Origin of the sequence: Amycolatopsis lurida (assembly GCF_900105055.1) — a bacterium.
In the GTDB taxonomy this organism is placed as follows: domain Bacteria; phylum Actinomycetota; class Actinomycetes; order Mycobacteriales; family Pseudonocardiaceae; genus Amycolatopsis; species Amycolatopsis lurida.
In genome coordinates this window covers 7,399,713-7,415,715 of the sequence record NZ_FNTA01000004.1, presented here as the reverse complement: position 1 = coordinate 7,415,715, position 16,003 = coordinate 7,399,713, and the positions used below count along the sequence as shown (strand labels likewise).

At 69.3% G+C, this 16,003-nt stretch carries 18 protein-coding genes; 7 read left to right on the top strand and 11 right to left on the bottom strand.

From position 1 onward, the window contains the following. Positions 1–8 precede the first annotated feature (8 nt). Both BLW75_RS40235 and BLW75_RS40230 read left to right on the top strand, forming a co-directional pair. The gene (locus tag BLW75_RS40235) at positions 9–728 is read left to right on the top strand and encodes a TioE family transcriptional regulator (RefSeq protein ID WP_034323889.1); all 720 of its coding nucleotides are present in this window, start codon (positions 9–11) and stop codon (positions 726–728) included. A 205-nt stretch (positions 729–933) separates the two neighbouring features. Beyond that, positions 934–2,091 carry a S1 family peptidase gene (locus BLW75_RS40230; protein ID WP_034323886.1) on the top strand — a complete coding sequence of 386 codons (1,158 nt, stop codon included), beginning with the start codon at positions 934–936 and terminating at the stop codon, positions 2,089–2,091. Positions 2,092–2,140: 49 nt separating this feature from the next. Here BLW75_RS40230 and BLW75_RS40225 read toward each other — a convergent pair whose 3' ends face one another. From BLW75_RS40225 to BLW75_RS40210, 4 genes are read right to left on the bottom strand one after another with little or no spacing between them, the layout of a single operon-like run. Continuing rightward, positions 2,141–2,623, bottom strand: a complete 483-nt coding sequence (locus BLW75_RS40225; protein ID WP_034323884.1) for a DinB family protein — start codon at positions 2,621–2,623, stop codon at positions 2,141–2,143. Between the two features lie 36 nt (positions 2,624–2,659). Beyond that, positions 2,660–3,631: an alpha/beta fold hydrolase gene (locus tag BLW75_RS40220; RefSeq protein WP_034323881.1), complete on the bottom strand. Its 972-nt coding sequence runs from the start codon at positions 3,629–3,631 to the stop codon at positions 2,660–2,662. A gap of 13 nt (positions 3,632–3,644) precedes the next feature. Then, complete coding sequence (locus BLW75_RS40215) at positions 3,645–4,109, bottom strand: DinB family protein (RefSeq protein WP_034323878.1); 465 nt, start codon at positions 4,107–4,109, stop codon at positions 3,645–3,647. Then, positions 4,106–4,699: a class I SAM-dependent methyltransferase gene (locus BLW75_RS40210; RefSeq protein ID WP_034323909.1), complete on the bottom strand. Its 594-nt coding sequence runs from the start codon at positions 4,697–4,699 to the stop codon at positions 4,106–4,108. The genes BLW75_RS40215 and BLW75_RS40210 overlap by 4 nt, the downstream gene beginning before the upstream one ends. Positions 4,700–4,767: 68 nt before the next feature. Here BLW75_RS40210 and BLW75_RS40205 point away from each other — a divergent pair, with 68 nt between their 5' ends. Then, on the top strand, positions 4,768–5,337 hold the full coding sequence (locus BLW75_RS40205; RefSeq protein ID WP_034323876.1) for a helix-turn-helix domain-containing protein: 570 nt from the start codon (positions 4,768–4,770) through the stop codon (positions 5,335–5,337). Here the strand turns inward: BLW75_RS40205 and BLW75_RS40200 are convergent. Together BLW75_RS40200 and BLW75_RS40195 are read right to left on the bottom strand one after the other, a co-directional pair. Then, complete coding sequence (locus BLW75_RS40200; protein WP_034323874.1) at positions 5,334–5,936, bottom strand: response regulator transcription factor; 603 nt, start codon at positions 5,934–5,936, stop codon at positions 5,334–5,336. The two genes, BLW75_RS40205 and BLW75_RS40200, sit on opposite strands and share 4 nt — an antisense overlap. Next, positions 5,933–7,036 (bottom strand): sensor histidine kinase, encoded by a 1,104-nt coding sequence (locus tag BLW75_RS40195; protein ID WP_091599452.1) that lies wholly within the window; start codon positions 7,034–7,036, stop codon positions 5,933–5,935. Before BLW75_RS40195 ends, BLW75_RS40200 begins: the two co-directional genes overlap by 4 nt. A 118-nt stretch (positions 7,037–7,154) precedes the next feature. Here BLW75_RS40195 and BLW75_RS40190 point away from each other — a divergent pair, with 118 nt between their 5' ends. The 3 genes from BLW75_RS40190 to BLW75_RS40180 are packed head-to-tail and all read left to right on the top strand — an operon-like array spanning position 7,155 to position 10,213. Then, on the top strand, positions 7,155–8,036 hold the full coding sequence (locus BLW75_RS40190; protein WP_034323869.1) for an ABC transporter ATP-binding protein: 882 nt from the start codon (positions 7,155–7,157) through the stop codon (positions 8,034–8,036). Between the two features lie 15 nt (positions 8,037–8,051). Further along, positions 8,052–8,771 carry an ABC transporter permease gene (locus tag BLW75_RS40185; RefSeq protein WP_034323866.1) on the top strand — a complete coding sequence of 240 codons (720 nt, stop codon included), beginning with the start codon at positions 8,052–8,054 and terminating at the stop codon, positions 8,769–8,771. Then, positions 8,768–10,213 carry an alpha/beta hydrolase gene (locus BLW75_RS40180; protein ID WP_091599448.1) on the top strand — a complete coding sequence of 482 codons (1,446 nt, stop codon included), beginning with the start codon at positions 8,768–8,770 and terminating at the stop codon, positions 10,211–10,213. Before BLW75_RS40185 ends, BLW75_RS40180 begins: the two co-directional genes overlap by 4 nt. Positions 10,214–10,217: 4 nt before the next feature. Here the strand turns inward: BLW75_RS40180 and BLW75_RS40175 are convergent, their stop codons facing one another. From BLW75_RS40175 to BLW75_RS40155, 5 genes are all read right to left on the bottom strand, one after another. After that, positions 10,218–11,684 carry an alpha/beta hydrolase gene (locus BLW75_RS40175; RefSeq protein ID WP_034323861.1) on the bottom strand — a complete coding sequence of 489 codons (1,467 nt, stop codon included), beginning with the start codon at positions 11,682–11,684 and terminating at the stop codon, positions 10,218–10,220. 181 nt (positions 11,685–11,865) lie between these two features. Beyond that, a complete protein-coding gene (locus tag BLW75_RS40170; RefSeq protein ID WP_034323859.1) occupies positions 11,866–12,654 on the bottom strand; it encodes an ABC transporter permease in 789 nt (262 codons plus the stop codon). Further along, entirely contained in the window at positions 12,651–13,601 is a 951-nt protein-coding gene (locus BLW75_RS40165; protein WP_034323857.1) for an ATP-binding cassette domain-containing protein, read from the bottom strand. The genes BLW75_RS40170 and BLW75_RS40165 overlap by 4 nt, the downstream gene beginning before the upstream one ends. 10 nt (positions 13,602–13,611) lie before the next feature. Further along, positions 13,612–14,457: a DUF4097 family beta strand repeat-containing protein gene (locus BLW75_RS40160; RefSeq protein ID WP_034323853.1), complete on the bottom strand. Its 846-nt coding sequence runs from the start codon at positions 14,455–14,457 to the stop codon at positions 13,612–13,614. 51 nt (positions 14,458–14,508) lie between these two features. After that, positions 14,509–15,027, bottom strand: coding sequence for an Arc family DNA-binding protein (locus BLW75_RS40155; protein ID WP_034323851.1), 519 nt, complete (start codon positions 15,025–15,027; stop codon positions 14,509–14,511). Between the two features lie 400 nt (positions 15,028–15,427). Here BLW75_RS40155 and BLW75_RS40150 point away from each other — a divergent pair, with 400 nt between their 5' ends. Further along, the gene (locus BLW75_RS40150) at positions 15,428–15,997 is read left to right on the top strand and encodes a helix-turn-helix transcriptional regulator (RefSeq protein ID WP_091599442.1); all 570 of its coding nucleotides are present in this window, start codon (positions 15,428–15,430) and stop codon (positions 15,995–15,997) included. Positions 15,998–16,003: the final 6 nt, after the last annotated feature.

Below are 16,003 nucleotides of genomic sequence, written 5' to 3'. Positions count from 1 at the left end.
GTGGGGCGGTGGGCCGGAACCTTCAACCCCGCGAGCGGCTCAGGCCGGTCGACCTGGCGCGCGAACACGGCCTGTCCACGCAGGCGGTCCGCAACTACGAGGATGACGGCATCCTGCCCGCCGCCGAACGCGGACCGCAGGGTTATCGGAGCTACACGCCACTGCACGCGCAAGCCCTGCGCGCGTTCCTGGCCCTCGTGCCGGGGCACGGCCACGCGACGGCGGCGTCGATCATGCGGGCGGTCAACCAGGACGCGGTCGAGGAGGCTCTCCGGCTCATCGACGAAAGCCACGCCCAACTGCTCGATGATCGCCGCACGCTTCAGGCCGTCGCGGCCGCGCTCCGCGATCTCGAACCCGTGGCGCAGGAGCGGGGCGAGATGTTCGTCGGCCCGCTGGCCAGGAAGCTCGGCATCCGGCCCGCCACTCTGCGCGAATGGGAGCGAGCGGGCCTTCTGCGGCCCGAACGCGACCCGAAGACCGGCTATCGCGTCTACAGCGCGGCCGACGTGCGCGACGCGAAACTGACGCATCAGCTCAGGCGGGGCGGCTATCTCCTGGAGCGGATCGCGCCGCTGCTCGAGCAGGTCCGCTCGGCCGGCGGCGTCGTGCCGCTCGAGTCGACGCTGAGTGACTGGCACTCGCGTCTCTCGACCAGGGGCCGCGCCCTGCTCTCCGGTGCCGCCGCGCTGGAGAGCTACCTCGACATGGCACTTTTGCGCCAATGACACTTCCGCGCAATTGATTACGCGGGCAATTCACGTTTTCCGCATACGAAAGTAGGTCCGCGATCACGGATCCTACTTTCGGCGCTACGGCATGCCGTACGGGCGCTCGTACTGTGCGTGACGTCGAGATGAACCGCCCGGTCCCCTGCGCTTTCCGAACATATTCCGGCGGTTCGTCGTTCCCTCCTTATCGAAGGAAATTCGCATGCGAATTCGCGGACCCGTCATGCTCACCCTGCTGAGCGTCTGTGCCGGAATCGGAGCGCTCGCCGTGCCGGCGACCGCCGCGCCGGTCACCGCCTACGACCAGACGATGCTCGAGACCCTCGCCGCCCAGCTCAAGGTCAGCCCGCTTCAGGCCGCCCAGAAGCTGGACCACGAAAAGAACCTGATCACGTCGCTGGACAGCATCAGAACGCGCGGCCTCCACACCGACGGCGCGTACTTCGACGACGCCGGCGCCCTCGTGGTGAACGCCGACGCCGCCTCCGCCAAGGAGCTCCGCTCGGCCGGGTTGACCCCGCGCACCGGGGCCCGCGGCGAGAACGCCCTGAACGCCCTGTCCGCCAAGGTCGGCACGGTGATCGGCAAGGACGTCGGCCAGGTGCAGGCCTGGGGTCCGGAACTCGCGGCCGACCAGGTCGTCGTCACCGTGCAGCCGAGCGCCGACAGCGCCCTCGTCCGCCGCCTCACGGCACTGCCGGGCGTGTCGGTCCAGACCGGCGTCGCCAACGGGAACACCACGCAGGCCGACGTCATCCCCGGCCAGATCATGGACCTCGTCCCCGGCACCAACTGCTCGCTCGGTTTCCCCGGCACCACCAGCAACGGCAACAACGTGATGCTCACCGCCGGACACTGCGTCGAAGGCAACCCGGACATCCTCAACCGCAGCGGTGTCCACATCGGCCGCGGTGTCGCCACCCAGTTCCCGTCGGCCGACATGGGCCTGATGGACATCGACGCCGAGGACACCGGCCGCGGCTACGTCGACACCCGCATGGGCACCACGGTGCGGATCACCGGCAGCTCGAAGGCGCCGGTCGGCACCACGCTGTGCAAGGCGGGCAACACCACCGGCTGGACCTGCGGCAAGATCACCGCGTACAACCAGACCGTCCGCTACAGCGGGGAAAGCGTCGCCACCACCGGCCTGGCGAAGTCGACCGTCTGCACCGAGGGCGGCGACAGCGGCGGCGCCTACATCGCGGGCAACACCGCGCAGGGCATGACCTCCGGCGGCCCCGCCGACGGCCACGACTGCGGCTGGAACCAGGGCGCCAACGCCACGGGTTCGTACTCCTACTACCAGCCCGTCGTGGACGCGGCGAACAAGTACGGGGTCACGCTGACCCGTTCCTGACGCACTGATCGCGATGACCGGGGAGCGCCCGCTCCCCGGTCATCGTCGTCTACCGGGAGCTCAGGATCTGCTCGCGCAGGATGTCCGCGTGACCGCCGTGCTGGGCGAGTTCACGCAGGACGTGCAGGTACACCCAGCGCAGCGGAAGCGGGCCGCGCCGGTTGCCGTGGAGCAGGTCGTCCAGGTCGAGGGCGGCCGCCGCCTTGCGCGACGCCTCGCAGGCTTCGCGATAAGCCTGCCGCACGGAGTCGATCGTGTCCTCCTCGGCGAGGATGAACGACTCGTCCGGCGTCTCGGGAAGGCCGATCTCGGTCCGCGGGCGGCAGGTGACGGCTTCGACGAACCACACCTTCTCCACGAAGGTCGCGTGCTTCACCAGCCCGAGCAGGGTCGTGCGGGAGGGGACGAGCGACCGGCGGGCCTCCTCCTCGGTCAGCCCTTCCAGTGACTTGTCGAGAACACGACGGTGCTCGTCGAGGAAGACCTCGAACTGTTCGCGGAACGGGTGGTTGAGGACTTCCAGCGTGGACATGGGGGAAGCATCGCAAAGGTTCTCGATCTTGGGCAACTACTTCAAGAACGCGACCAGTTCGGCGCTCACGAACTCCGGATTCTCCTCGGCGAGCCAATGTCCCGCCCTCGGCACCTCCACGGCGCGGGCCAGGTTCGCGACGCGGGGTGCCAGGGTCGCCTTCTGCGGTTCGAGCAGACCTTCCGCGGTCATCAGCAGGGTGGGAGTCGTGATGGGCTTCGCGCCGGCGTTCGCGGCCGCGTCCTGCCCGAGCGTGCGGTAGAGCTCGAAACCGCCGTGCAGGACCTCCGGCCTCGTGTAGGTGCGGGCGTACTCGTCGATCTCGGCGTCGTCGAACGGCGACAGTGCTCCTGGCCCGCCGAAGGCCGTCCCCGAGTGGGCGACCTGCGGGTAGAACAGGGACAGGTATTCGCGGACGTCGTCGCCGACGACTGCTTCGGGAACCGTCTTCTGCGAGTGGAACGCGATGTGCCAGCTCAGATTCCGGTAGGCGTTCGCGTCGAGTGCGGGGCCCGGCAACGGCAGATCGAGGTACGCGAGTTTGGTGATATCGCCGGGGAATTGCGCCGCGTACTGGAAGGCGACCGCGGCGCCGAGATCGTGCCCGGCGATCCGGACGTCGCGCAGGCCGAGCCGCCCGGCGACGAGGCCGTGCACATATCGGGCGAGGGTCGCCTTGTCGTAGCTGGGCGGCGAGCCAGCGCTGTCGCCGAGGCCCGGCAGGTCGAGGGCGTACACCGTGAAGTGCTCGGCCAGCGCGGGCATCACCCGGTGCCAGCCGTACCAGGTCTGCGGCCAGCCGTGCAGCAGGACGAGCGGGGCGCCCTTGCCGCCGGTGACGTAGTGCATCTTCACGCCGTCGACGTCGGCGAACTCGTGCCGGAACTGATTCGCGAACGCCGTGTCGCCGCGGGTGACGTTCTCGTAGGGCGGAGCGGCGGCCGGGGGTGAACCGCAGGCCGTCAGCAGGACGAGGGCCACGACGAACGCGGTGGCTCGGTGGAACATGGGGATCTCCGTTTCAGCGCCCGGTGGCGCCATCGATCAGTTCGCGCAGGATGTCGGCGTGTCCCGCGTGCCGTGCGGTCTCTTCGACCAGATGGGTAAGCGTCCAGCGCCGTGATCCCCGGCGGGGCCCGGTCGCGGCGAGGTCGTCCCAGGCCGCGATCTCGGCGTTCGCCTCGGCGACGGTTTCCCGGTAGGCGGCGAGAATCGACGCCGTCGTCTCGTCCGGTCCCGGGTGGAACGTCGCCTTCCAGTCGGTGACGCGGTGGCCGAGCAACCAGTGCCGTTCGACGTGGGTCAGGTGCTTGACCAGGCCCAGCAGATTCGTGCCGGACGGCACGCCAGGGGCGCGGGCTTGGTCTTCCGGCACCCCTTCGGCCTTAGCCATGACGGCGGCGCGGAGATAGTCGAGGAATCCGGCGAGGACGTCTTTCTCCCCGGTTCCCGTCGAAGGTGGCCCGGTGTCGCGTTTGCGGCTCATCGCCCGGCCCGCCGGAGCACCAGGACGTGGTCGATCACCGTCGCGGTCCGGCCCGCCGGGCCGGTGGCCAAGCGTTCCGCCGCCTCCGCGCGATCGATCGACCAGTCCGCCGGGTCGAGCTCCAATCCGGCCGCCACCTCGGCAGGCGTGGGGTATTGGGCGTCCTGGTCCCACGACCAGGGCGCGGCGGAGCCGTGGTCGACGACGACCAGCCGCCCGCCGGGGTTCACCGACCCCGCGGCGGTGCGCAGGACGCGGGCTCGGTCCAGCTCGAACGGTGTGTGGAAGTAGTGCGCCGACACCAGATCGAAGGTGCCGCCAGGGAAGTCTTCGGCGAGATCGACACGGAGCGCCGTGATCGGCCCGCCGCGTTCCCGGAGCGAGCGCACGGCTGCTCCCGAGAGGTCGACCGCGGTCACCCGCCAGCCTCGGGCGGCCAGCCACAACGCGTCTCCCCCGCCACCACAGCCGAGGTCGAGCGCGGTGCCCGGCGCCAGCGGCCCCGCGATCTCGGCCAGCCTCGCGTTCACCTTCGGCGTTTCGGCGGCGCGCCGTTCGTAGAGTTCGTCCCAGAATTCCGTCGCGTTCATGATCGCCACTCTCGCCTCAGGGCATCCGATTTGGCACGAAAACTTGCCGACCTGGCAAGATCGGCGACATGGACGAGACGGACGAGGTACTGGACGCGGTCGGCCCCCGGTTGCGCGCGCTGCGCAAACACCGGGGACTGACCCTGGCCGAGCTGTCGGCGACGACCGGGATCTCGGAAAGCACCTTGTCGCGGCTGGAAAGCGGTGGCAGGCGGCCGACGCTGGAGCTACTGCTGCCGCTGGCCCGCGTGCACGGCGTGCCGCTCGACGACCTCGTCGGCGCTCCCCGGACCGGCGATCCGCGGATCCACCTCCAGCCGATCCACCGCCACGGCATGACGTTCCTGCCGCTCACCCGGCGCGCCGGCGGGGTGCAGGCGTTCAAGATGCTCATCCCCAGCCGTGCCGAACCGGCGGAACCCACGCCGCAGACCCACGGCGGCTACGAATGGGTGTATGTCCTCAATGGACGGTTGCGGCTGGTGGTCGGCGACCGCGACATGGTCCTGCCGCCCGGCGAGGCCGCCGAATTCGACACCGCGCTGCCGCATTGGCTCGGTTCGGCCGATGGGAAGGCCGTCGAAACCCTCGTCCTTTTCGGACCGCAGGGAGAACGCGCGCACGTGCGGGCGCGCTAAAGCCAATCGTGCTCGCGGGCATACCTGGCGGCTTCGTGCCGGGTCTGCGTCTGGGTCTTCTGCATCGCGTTCGAGAGGTAATTCCGCACCGTGCCCTGCGCGAGGTGGAGCTGCGCGGCGATCTCGGCGACGGAATAGCCCTCACCGGTCACCCGCAGCACTTCCAGCTCCCGCTCGGTGAGGGGACAGTCGTCGACGACGGCGAGCGCGGAGACGTCCGGGTCGATCCAGCGTTTGCCCTGGTGCAGGGCGCCGATGACGAACGTGATGTGTGACGGCTCGGCCGCCTTGCTCACGAAGCCCTGGACGCCGAGTTTGAGGGCCTTGCGGAGCACCCCGGGCTTGGCGTGCCGGGTCAGCATGAGGATGACCTGGTTCGGCCGGGTGCGGCGGATCTCCGCGACCGCGCCCAGCCCGTCCACCCCGGGCATTTCGAGGTCGATGACCAGAACGTCGGGCTCGTGCCGCAAGGTGGCCTCGACGGCCTCTTCGCCGTTCTCCGCCTCGGCGAGGACGGTGATCTCGCCTTCGAGCGGGAGCAACGCCGCCATCGCCTTGCGCAGCAGGGCTTCGTCGTCGGCGAGCACGACCGTGGTCATCGTCCCTCCCGGGCGGGGAAGGACGCGGCCGTCACGAACTGCCCGTCTTCCTGTTGCACCGTCAGTTCACCACCGTCCGCGACGACACGTTGTTCGAGCGCGGCCAGCCCGCGTAGTTCGGGCAGCGGCGCTCGCTGGGCACCGTCGTTGACGATACTGATGCTCCATTCCGACAGCGTGATCCGCACGCGGGTCGCCTGCGCGTGGCGCAGGATGTTGGTCGTGGTCTCGCGCAGGACCTGGCCGAGCAGCCTGCCCGCCGCCGGATCGACGTCCGCCTCCCGGTTGACGCGCACACGGATCCCCGCTGCCTCGAAGAGATTCCTCGCGTTCTCCAGTTCGGCGGAGAGGTTGAGCCGGCGCTGGGCGTAGGCGAGTTCCTTCGTCTGGGTGATCGTGTCGGCCACGAGCGCGTGGATCTCCCCCAGTTCCTGTTTCGCCCGCTCGGCGTCGATGTCCACCAGCTTCCTGGCGAGCGCGGTCTTGAGCTTCACCACGTGCAGCGTGTGGCCCTGGATGTCGTGCAGATCGCTCGCGAACCGGACGCGTTCCCGGATCACGGCCAATTCCGCCTCCCGCTCACGCGACTCTTCGAGCTCCTTGACGACGTCGTAAAACCGCTTGTTGGGGAACATGAGGCCGAGCACGACGGCCGTGATCGCCGCCGGGACGAACACGAAGTCGACCAGCTCACCGGAGACGTCCTCGTGCGAGACCAGCGGCCTCAGCGCCCCCACCGCCGCGATGTACGCGACCAGCGCGACGGCCGCCGCGATCCGGTGCCGGGGCAACTGGGGGACGACCAGGGAACCCACGAGGAAGACGCCGAAGAACGACGAGCTCCCGCCTGCCACCAGCACCGAGAACGGCCACACTGCCGCCGTGACGACCAGGCAAGGGATCGCCACCCGCAGGACCTCGCCCGCCGCCCACTGCACGAAGGCGACCATGGCCGCCAGCACGCCCGCGCTCAGGACGACCGCGTGCCACCAGGTCCGCGCGTCGGACGCGACCACGATCACCCCGCCGACGACGAGCAGCGGGAAGAACATGGTGAGGTTGAGCCGGCGCAGCTTTCCCTTCGCCGGCTCGGTGTCCACAGCAGACATGAGCCCAGTATCGGCCCTGCGCGAAGGCGGACACCAGTGACACTGCGTCATACCCGCTCGTGACGTGAGCACACTGGCCGGGTCGCGGCCGGGCGGCTGGAATCAGGGCATGACTTCGACAGCAATCGACGTTGACCGCCTGAACCTGAAGTACGGCGATTTCCACGCCGTGAAGGATCTGTCCTTCCACGTCCGGCAGGGCGAGTTCTACGCCCTGCTCGGCACGAACGGCGCCGGGAAGACCTCCACCCTGGAAACCCTGGAAGGACACCGGAATCCGACATCGGGCACGGTGCGGGTGCTGGGGAAGAGCCCGCGGGACCGCGCCGCCGTCCGCCCCGAGATGGGCATCATGCTGCAGGAGAGCGGTTTCTCACCGGATCTGACGGTGAAGGAATCGATCCGCCTGATCGGGAGCCTGACGCGGCGCACGGACCGGCTCGAACGGGTGCTCGGCATCGTGGACCTGACCCGCAAGGCCGACACGAAGGTGTCGCAGCTTTCCGGTGGTGAGAAGCGGCGGCTCGACTTCGCGACCGCGGCGTACGGCTCGCCGCGGCTGGTGTTCCTCGACGAGCCGACGACCGGTCTGGACATCCAGTCCAGGGACGCACTGTGGGACGCGGTCGACAAACTCCGCGAGGACGGTTCGACCATCGTGCTCACCACGCATTACCTGGAAGAGGCACAGCAGCGCGCCGACCGCATCGGCCTGATGCACCGGGGCACCTTCCATCGGGAAGGCACGGTCTCCGAACTCACGCGGACGCTGCCCGCCGTGATCCGGTTCGCCCTGCCGACTTCGGCCCCGGCACTGCCGCTGCAGGGCAGGACCGAACCCGACGGGAAGTTCGTCATCGAGACCTTCGGCTTGCAGAAGGATCTGCACGTCCTGCTGGGGTGGGCGCAGGACAACGCCATCGAACTGCGGGATCTCGAAGCGGGCCCGACCCGGCTCGACGACGTGTTCCGCGCCATCGACAACGACTAGCCACAAAGGACTCTCATGCTTTCGATAGCCCGCAGCGAACTGATCCAGATCTTCCGGAACCGCTCGGTCCTGATCACCAGCTTCGTGATGCCGCTGGCCATCTCCGCGTTCTTCGTCTACCAGCACGAGGTCTTCGCCAAGATCGGCAGCCTCGGATACATCGCGGCGATCGTGATGTTCACCGTCTGCGCGTTCGGCCTCTACACCAGCGCGGTGACCACACTGGCCTCGCGACGGCAGAACCTCTTCCTCAAACGGCTGCGCTCCACGGCGGCGGGTGACGCGTCGATCCTGGCCGGCCTGGTGCTGCCGGTCACCGTCATCTCGCTCGTCCAGGTGGCGGTGATCATGATCGTGCTGGGCTCGATCACCGGAACGCCCGCCGACGTCGCCCTGCTGGTGGTGGCGGTGCTCGCCAGCGTCGCCATGATGATCGGCCTCGGCCTGGCCACCGCCGGCCTGACCAACTCCCCCGAGCACGCCCAGGTCACCACCTTGCCGGTCAGTCTCGGCGTGATCGCCGTCGCCAGCTGGGTCGGCATCTCCGGCACCGACGAGCTGACCTTGCTCAAGCGGCTGCTGCCCGGAGGCTCGGCTACCGAACTAGCCGTCAACGCCTGGAACGGCGGCGTGGCCATTGCCGACTCGCTACTCCTGCTCGCCCCGACGCTGGCGTGGGTCGTCGTCGCCGTCGTCCTGGCGACGCGGCTCTTCCGCTGGGAGCCGCGCCGATGACCGTCTTAAATGTGCGCAAAGCCCTTCTTCCCGTTCTCGCCGCCGCTCTGTTGACGTCGGCCACCCCGGCGATCGCGTCGGCGGCGCCCCCGCCGGAATGGGGACCGTGCCCGGAAGAGGCGGCGGGCCTCGGCCTGGAATGCGGCACGATCCAGGTACCGCTGGACTACCGGGACCCCGATGGGAAGACCATCGAGATCGCGATCTCCAGGCTGGCGAGCACCAAACCGGAGAAGCGCCGCGGGGTGCTGCTGACGAACACCGGTGGCCCCGGCGGCGAAGGGCTGGCCTATCCGGCCACGCTCAAGAAGCTGAACATCCCGCAGGCGGTGCTGGACGCCTACGACGTCATCGGTATGGACCCGCGCGGCGTCCACAACAGCACGCCGGTGACGTGCGGGCTGTCCCTCGCGGAGCATCCGACCAACATCCCGAGATACGCCCGGAATTCGGCCGACGTCACGAGCGAGGCGCAGCGGGTCGCCGCCGTCGCCGCGAAATGCGGTTCCTCGGCCACCGCCCCGCTCCTGCCGTACATGACGACCGCCAACACCGCCCGCGACATGGACCGGGTGCGCGAGGCGCTCGGTGAGCGGAAGGTGAACTACTTCGGCATCTCGTACGGCACCTACCTCGGCTCGGTGTACACGTCGTTGTTCCCCGAACGCAGCGACCGGTTCCTGATCGACAGTGCGACCGGCCCCGGCGGCTGGGACGCCTCCTTCTCGCGCCTGTTCGGCCAAGGCGTCGAAGACCGCTTCCCGGACTTCGCGAAGTTCGCCGCCTCGAAACCCGAATACGGCCTGGGCCGGACGCCGGCGCAAGTGACGGCGAAGTACTTCGAGCTCGCCGCGCGACTGGACCGGACACCGAGCCCGGACGGCTACAACGGCCAGGTGTTCCGCCACGTCACGTTCGCCGACCTCTACTACGACAGCAAGCTGCCGCACCTGGCCGAGACCTGGCGCGCGCTCGACACGGGGAAGCCCGTCCCGACGCCTTTGTCCGGTGCGGGCTACCCGTCGGACAACTACATCGCGAGTCAGCTGCACGTGATCTGCAACGACTCCGACTGGCCGGAGGACGTCAAGGCCTACCGGCGCCACGTCGCGATCGACCGGTTCCGCCATCCGCTGTTCGGCGCGGCGGCCGCGGACATCGCCCCGTGCGCGTTCTGGCCGTCCGAACCGATCGAACCGCCCGTGAAGATCACCGGCCGCGGCCCGTCGAACGTCCTGATCGTGCAGAACCTCCGCGACCCCGCCACACCGCTGGCAGGAGCACGGAAGCTGCGTCAAGCGTTCGGCGACCGCGCCAGGATGGTCACCGCCGACCAGGGCGGGCATCTGGCGTATCTGTTCAAGGACAACAAGTGCGCGAACGACCTCGCGACGGAGTTCCTGGTCACCGGGGCACGGCCGCGGCACGATCTCGCCTGCTGATCCGTCACGAGCGGCACACCCGGTCCGCGGGGAGCTCGCCGCCGAGCAGGTAGTCCCGCACCGCCGCGTCGACGCACGCGCCACCCTTCAAGAACACCGAGTGGCGGTACGCGCCTTCCAGCGTCACCATGCGCGATCCGGCGAGCGCCCTGCGCATGGCGAGTTGCCCGGCGTAGGGCGTCGCCGGGTCGTCGGTCGAGCCGAGGAGCAAGGCCGGTGAGCCGTTGTGGATCCGGGTGGCGGGTTCGGCGGGCGTCACGGGCCAGAACGCGCACGGCGTGATGTTTCGGGCCAGCGGGCCGAACAGCGGCTCGGCCTGCCGATGCGACTGGATGTCCCGGTAGTACTCCGCCGGCACGCGGGAAGCCTCGCGATCCGCGCAGACGACCGGAGTTCCGGCCCGGTCGGTCGCGGCGCCGGATCCGGTCGTCAAACCGTCGAGGAGTTCGTTCAACGACGGCGAAGGCGTCACAGGACGACCCGCCGCGGCATCGCGGAGTGTCCGTACGGTGGCGGCGAACTCGGCCTGCGACGCGGGCCTGTCGTCGTAGAGGTGCGCGAAGAACAGATACGGCGCCAGATGACCGTCCACTGTGTACTTTCCCACCCGGAACGGCCGCCGCTCCGCCGCTCGCGCGATGTCCCGCACGGTCTGCTCGCCCAGCTCCCGGCCCGCGGCGGACTTCGCCCAGTTCTTCAGTGCGGCGTCGAGCGCCGGAGCGGTCGACCGGAGCAGGCCCGGCCCGAACACGCCGGGATCGACCGGGGAGTCGAGTACGAACCTGTCGGCCCGCGAACCGAACATCTGAAGATAGACCGCGCCCAGATAGGTCCCATACGAGGCGCCGATGTACGAGATCTTCCGCTCGCCGAGGGCGGCACGCACGACGTCCATGTCCCGCGCGGTGTTACGGGTGGACGCGGCCCGCAGAAGCTCGCGGTCGTTGCCTGAGCAGCCGCGCGCCAGCTCCTTCGCGAAGGCCACGCTCTCACGGAACGACCTGGCATCCGGCCCGGCCGACCGCGCGAACGTGTCGGTGTTCCAAGCGCACCGCAGCGGCGAACTACGCCCGACGAACCGGGGATCCATGCCGACGAGGTCGTACCGCGCGGCGATCTCCGGCATCGACGGCCCGGCCAGGACCAGCTCCATCGCGGGCCCGCCGGGTCCGCCCGGATTGAGCAGCACTACGCCGCGGCGGCGCGCCGGATCGGTGGCCTTGATCCGTGACAGCGCGATGGTGATCTCGCGGCCCTCCGGGCGCCGGTAGTCGACCGGCACGACGACTTCGCCGCATTGTGCACCGGCCTTGTCCAGTTCCGCGCCGAGCCGGTCGCCGGGGCCGGTCGTGCAGCCGTGCCAGGTGATCGGCGCGGCGGGTGTCGTCGGCGCCTGCGCGGCGGCGGGCGTCGCCGGGGTCAGCGCGGCGGCGATGACGAGGGCCGCCACGATGGCTGTTTTGTCGGGCAACCCGAACTCCTTGATGTCGAACGGAATATGTGCGTTCAGGCTAGAAGTCGGCCCCGTGCGCGGACGTCCGTCTGGAGTCGGATGCGGCTAGCCCGCTGGAGGGTTTTTCGGCGCCTTGAAAGACCGGCGCCCCGGACCGGAACAGAACGTTCCCGCCCGGGGCGACCCCCAGTCCGGCGTCTCAGCGGTCGCGTTCCCTGGCGAACAAGGACTTCGACCACACATACCCGACCGCCGCGAGCAGGACGCACCAGCCGATCGCGAGCCAGCCGCTGCTGCCGATCGGCGTACCGAGCAGCAGTCCGCGAAGGGTTTCGATGACCGGCGTGAACGGCTGGTGGTCGGCGAACCAGCGCAGCCACGCGGGCATCGAGTCGGTGGGCACGAACCCGCTGCCGAGGAACGGCAGCAACATGAAGATCAGCGGCGTGTTGCTGGCCGTCTCCACGCTCTTGGCCGCCAGGCCCAGCGCCACCGAAAGCCAGGTGAGCGCGAGGGCCAGCAGCAACAGCAGGCCGGCGACCGCGAACCATTCGCCGACTCCCGCCGTCGGCGAGAAGCCGACGAGCAGCGTGACCCCGAAGACCACGGCGAGGGCGATCGTCGTCTGGATGAGCGCGCCGACGACGTGCCCGGTCAGTACCGACGCCTTGCTGATCGCCATCGTGCGGAACCGCGCGATGATGCCTTCGGTCATGTCCGTCGCCACGGAGATCGCGGTGCCGAGAGCGGCGCTGCACACGGTCACGAGCAGGATCGCAGGCGTGACATAGCCGACGTATTCGGCTCTGCCGCCTCCGCCGCCGAGACCGTTCCCGAGCGTGCCGCCGAAAACGTAGGCGAACAGCAGCAGGAACACGATCGGCTGGCCGATCAGCATGATGGTGAGCGACGGATACCGTTGCATATGCCGGATGTTGCGGCGCAGCATGGTCGCCGAGTCGCGCATCGAAAGGGACAGGGTGCTCATCGGGCCATCTCCTTGGTGGCGTCGGTCCGGTGACCGGTGAGGCTGAGGAACACGTCGTCGAGATCCGGCGTGTGCACGGTGAGGCTGTCGACGGCGACGGATTCGGCTTCGAGGCGGTCCAGCACGGCGCGAAGATCGGTGACGGTGCCGTCGGTCGGCACGCGGAGCGCCAGCGCGTCTTCGTCCGAAGTGGACACTCGAAGCACGCGGGTCGCGTCACGCAGCGAGACCGCGTCGGGGAACTTCAGCTGCATGTGCCCGCCGGGCACGCGTCGCTTCAGCTCGTCGGGCGTGCCCAGCGCGACGATCCGGCCGCCGTCGAGGACGGCGACGCGGTCCGCGAGCTGATCGGCCTCCTCCAGGTACTGCGTGGTGAGGAAGATCGTCACGCCACTGTCGACGAGGTCCCGGATGATCTGCCACATCGTGCGGCGGCTGCGCGGGTCGAGGCCGGTGGTCGGTTCGTCGAGGAAGATGACCTTCGGGTCGCCGATCAACGTCATCGCCAGGTCGAGTTTGCGGCGCATGCCACCCGAGAAGGTGGACGGCGTCTTCTTCGCCGCGTCGGACAGTTCGAACCGCTCCAGGAGCTCGGCGGCGCGCTTGCGTCCCGCCCGGCGCGGCAGATGGTGCAGATCCGCCATGAGGAACAGGTTCTCCTCGCCGGTGAGGAGGTTGTCGACGGCGGAGAACTGGCCGGTGAGGCCGATGGCGGCGCGGACACCGTCCGGGTCGGTGCCCAGGTCGGCTCCGGCGATGGTCGCGGCGCCGGCGTCCGGAGTGACCAAAGTGGACAGGATGTTGACCGTGGTGGTCTTGCCCGCGCCGTTGGGGCCGAGCAGCGAGAAAACGGTACCGGTCGGGACGTGCAGGTCGATACCGTCCAGGACGACCTTGTCGCCGTAGGACTTGCGCAGTCCGGTCGCGGAAATGGCCGGGTGTCTCATGGGTTTCCCTTCAGGAACGGTGGACGACGATGTCGCCGACGGAAGTGGCGGCGTGGACTTCGACCTTGTCGGCCGCGGTGCCGGGCGCGGTGGCGGCGGTCATGTCGTTGATGACGCGGCCGAAGCTGGTGTTCACGTCGAGCCAGGCCGCGCTGCCCTCCCGGATGCCGACCTCGATGTCCCCCAACGAGGTCTCGAGGGTGAGCGTGCCCCTGGCGGCGTCGAGCACCCGGACCGAGCCGTTGGCCGTCTTGGCTTCGACGCCGCTTTCGGCCTTGTCGACGGTGATGTCGCCGTTGGCCGAACGGATGCGGATCGCCTCGGCGGCGGCCCCGATCGTGGTCACCCCGTTGGAGTTCTTGACCACCGCGGTGCCGTCGATCCCGCCGACGTGCACGCGGCCGGAGCTCGTGCTGATGTCGGCGTTGCCGTCGGCATGCTCGACGACGATGTTCCCGGACGCGGAATGCAGTTTCAGCTCCCCGGTTCGGTCGAGATGGATGTGCCCGGTCCCGGACCGGTAGCGGCAGCCGCCGATCCGCCCGGTCACGGTCAGGTCGCCGAGCCCGGTGCTCCCCTGCACCCGGGAACCGGCGGGCAGTTCGATGGTCACGTCGATCGCCCTCGTCCGGTTGGAGAAGTCGAGCAGGCGCATCTTCGGCGCGCGGACGGTCAAGGTGCCGCCGGAGAACTCGACGACGGTCCGCTTCGCCGCGTCGACGTCGGAGTCGTTGTTCTCGTCGAGCGGGGCGACTTCGACGACCGTGTCGGTGCGGTCGCCGGCGACGATCCGGACGTTGCCGACGACCGGCTCGAGGTCCGCGAGAATGGGTTCCGGGGTGGCGTAGGAAGGCATGGTTGTCCCCTCAAAGGTGGTGTGATCGGTGTTCGTGCTGGTCTAAAGGGTCTAGCTGACCCAGCCGGTGTAGCGCTGCACGCCGCGACGACCGCCGCTCGGCGGGGCGGGCGGCGTGGCCCGCTCCGCCGGGTTCAACGCCGCGGACGCGGCGCGCACGAGCCACGCGTTGACCGAACGGCCTTGTGCGGCCGCCGCTTCCTCGACGCGGGTCTTGAGGTGTTCCGGAAGCCGGAAGTTGATCCGGGCCGTCGCTCCTTCGTCCTCGGGCAGCGGCGCCGCCGGAGGCTCGGGCGCGACGGCCGCGACCGGCTCGGCCTGGTCGACCGCGGGCAGCGTGACGGCGAAGCTGGCTTCCCCGGCACGCAACCGGACCTCGACCGAACCCGGCGCGAGGTCGCGGGTGATCTCGTCCGACGCCGCGGACAGTGCGTCCAGCAGCGCGAGACGAATGGCCGACGCGAGCGGCGCGGTCAGGCGTTCGGCGAGCGCGCTCGCCTCGGCTCCCCCCGCCTCGGCGGCGACGGCGAGTTCCCGGCGAACGGTGTCCACAAAGGGCGTCAAATCCATGATGCCATCATGGCACCATCGTGGCACCATGGCAAGGCCAAGTTGGCGCCACATTGCGCCAAAATGGCATCAATGCAGGTCAGAGGCTTTCTTGCCTCTTCGGACAGTCTCAACTGGCGGGGGAAGCAGGACGCAGGCGAACGCGTTGCCGGGATCGTCGGCAGAAGGCCAGAATCGCGACGAGCCGCGCGGAAAAGGAAGCGACCCGCCATCAGTGTGGGGGTCACCGAGGCGGGCCGCTACCCGGTTCCCACCGTACAAGAGCCCTGCTCGCTCATGCGGGCAACGCTTTTTGTCCCTGCGGCTCTTGACAAATCGAGGATCCACAGTGGACAGAAGAGGGCATATGCGACCGGTTCGGGTGAGCGTCTGCGCACTGGACCCCATCACGAAGGCCGGAATGGCCGACCTCCTGGAGGCACGCCCGTCCGTGACGGTGGTCGAGGACCGGGCGCGGGACGAAACCGAGGTCGTCGTCGCCGCGTTCGACCGGCTCTCCGCCGACGCGACCACCGCGCTGCGTGCGGTCACCGCCGAATTCGGCAGGCCGATCGTGCTGGTGACCGACCGGATCGAGGAGGGCGGCCTCGCGGTCGCGGTGGCGTGCCGGGTGGTCGCCATCCTGCCGAGGTCGGCGATGACCGAGTCCCGCGTCGCCGACAGCGTCCGTGCCGCCGCGTCGGGCGCCGTGAGCCCGCCGCGGGATCTGCTCGGCAGGCTGGCCGAACACGCCGAGCGGCTGCGCCGGGAGATGCTCGCGCCCAACGGGCCCGCCGGGGCCACGCTGTCCTCGCGGGAGATCGATGTCCTCCGCCTGATGGCCGACGGATTCGACACGCACGAGATCGCCACCGAACTCGCCTATTCGGAGCGAACGGTGAAGAACGTCATCTACGCCGTCACCGACCGGCTGCGGCTGCGGAACCGGTCGCACGCGGTGGCCTACGCGATCCGGGAAGGGGTCATCTGAAACTTC

Bases quoted from the DNA above. Each gene is read 5' to 3' on its own strand.
- BLW75_RS40230 (WP_034323886.1), top strand. From the start codon at position 934: ATGCGAATTCGCGGACCCGTCATGCTCACCCTGCTGAGCGTCTGTGCC.
- BLW75_RS40225 (WP_034323884.1), bottom strand. From the start codon at position 2,623: ATGTCCACGCTGGAAGTCCTCAACCACCCGTTCCGCGAACAGTTCGAG.
- BLW75_RS40220 (WP_034323881.1), bottom strand. From the start codon at position 3,631: ATGTTCCACCGAGCCACCGCGTTCGTCGTGGCCCTCGTCCTGCTGACG.
- BLW75_RS40215 (WP_034323878.1), bottom strand. From the start codon at position 4,109: ATGAGCCGCAAACGCGACACCGGGCCACCTTCGACGGGAACCGGGGAG.
- BLW75_RS40210 (WP_034323909.1), bottom strand. From the start codon at position 4,699: ATGAACGCGACGGAATTCTGGGACGAACTCTACGAACGGCGCGCCGCC.
- BLW75_RS40205 (WP_034323876.1), top strand. From the start codon at position 4,768: ATGGACGAGACGGACGAGGTACTGGACGCGGTCGGCCCCCGGTTGCGC.
- BLW75_RS40200 (WP_034323874.1), bottom strand. From the start codon at position 5,936: ATGACCACGGTCGTGCTCGCCGACGACGAAGCCCTGCTGCGCAAGGCG.
- BLW75_RS40190 (WP_034323869.1), top strand. From the start codon at position 7,155: ATGACTTCGACAGCAATCGACGTTGACCGCCTGAACCTGAAGTACGGC.
- BLW75_RS40185 (WP_034323866.1), top strand. From the start codon at position 8,052: ATGCTTTCGATAGCCCGCAGCGAACTGATCCAGATCTTCCGGAACCGC.
- BLW75_RS40180 (WP_091599448.1), top strand. From the start codon at position 8,768: ATGACCGTCTTAAATGTGCGCAAAGCCCTTCTTCCCGTTCTCGCCGCC.
- BLW75_RS40170 (WP_034323859.1), bottom strand. From the start codon at position 12,654: ATGAGCACCCTGTCCCTTTCGATGCGCGACTCGGCGACCATGCTGCGC.
- BLW75_RS40165 (WP_034323857.1), bottom strand. From the start codon at position 13,601: ATGAGACACCCGGCCATTTCCGCGACCGGACTGCGCAAGTCCTACGGC.
- BLW75_RS40160 (WP_034323853.1), bottom strand. From the start codon at position 14,457: ATGCCTTCCTACGCCACCCCGGAACCCATTCTCGCGGACCTCGAGCCG.
- BLW75_RS40155 (WP_034323851.1), bottom strand. From the start codon at position 15,027: ATGGATTTGACGCCCTTTGTGGACACCGTTCGCCGGGAACTCGCCGTC.
- BLW75_RS40150 (WP_091599442.1), top strand. From the start codon at position 15,428: ATGGCCGACCTCCTGGAGGCACGCCCGTCCGTGACGGTGGTCGAGGAC.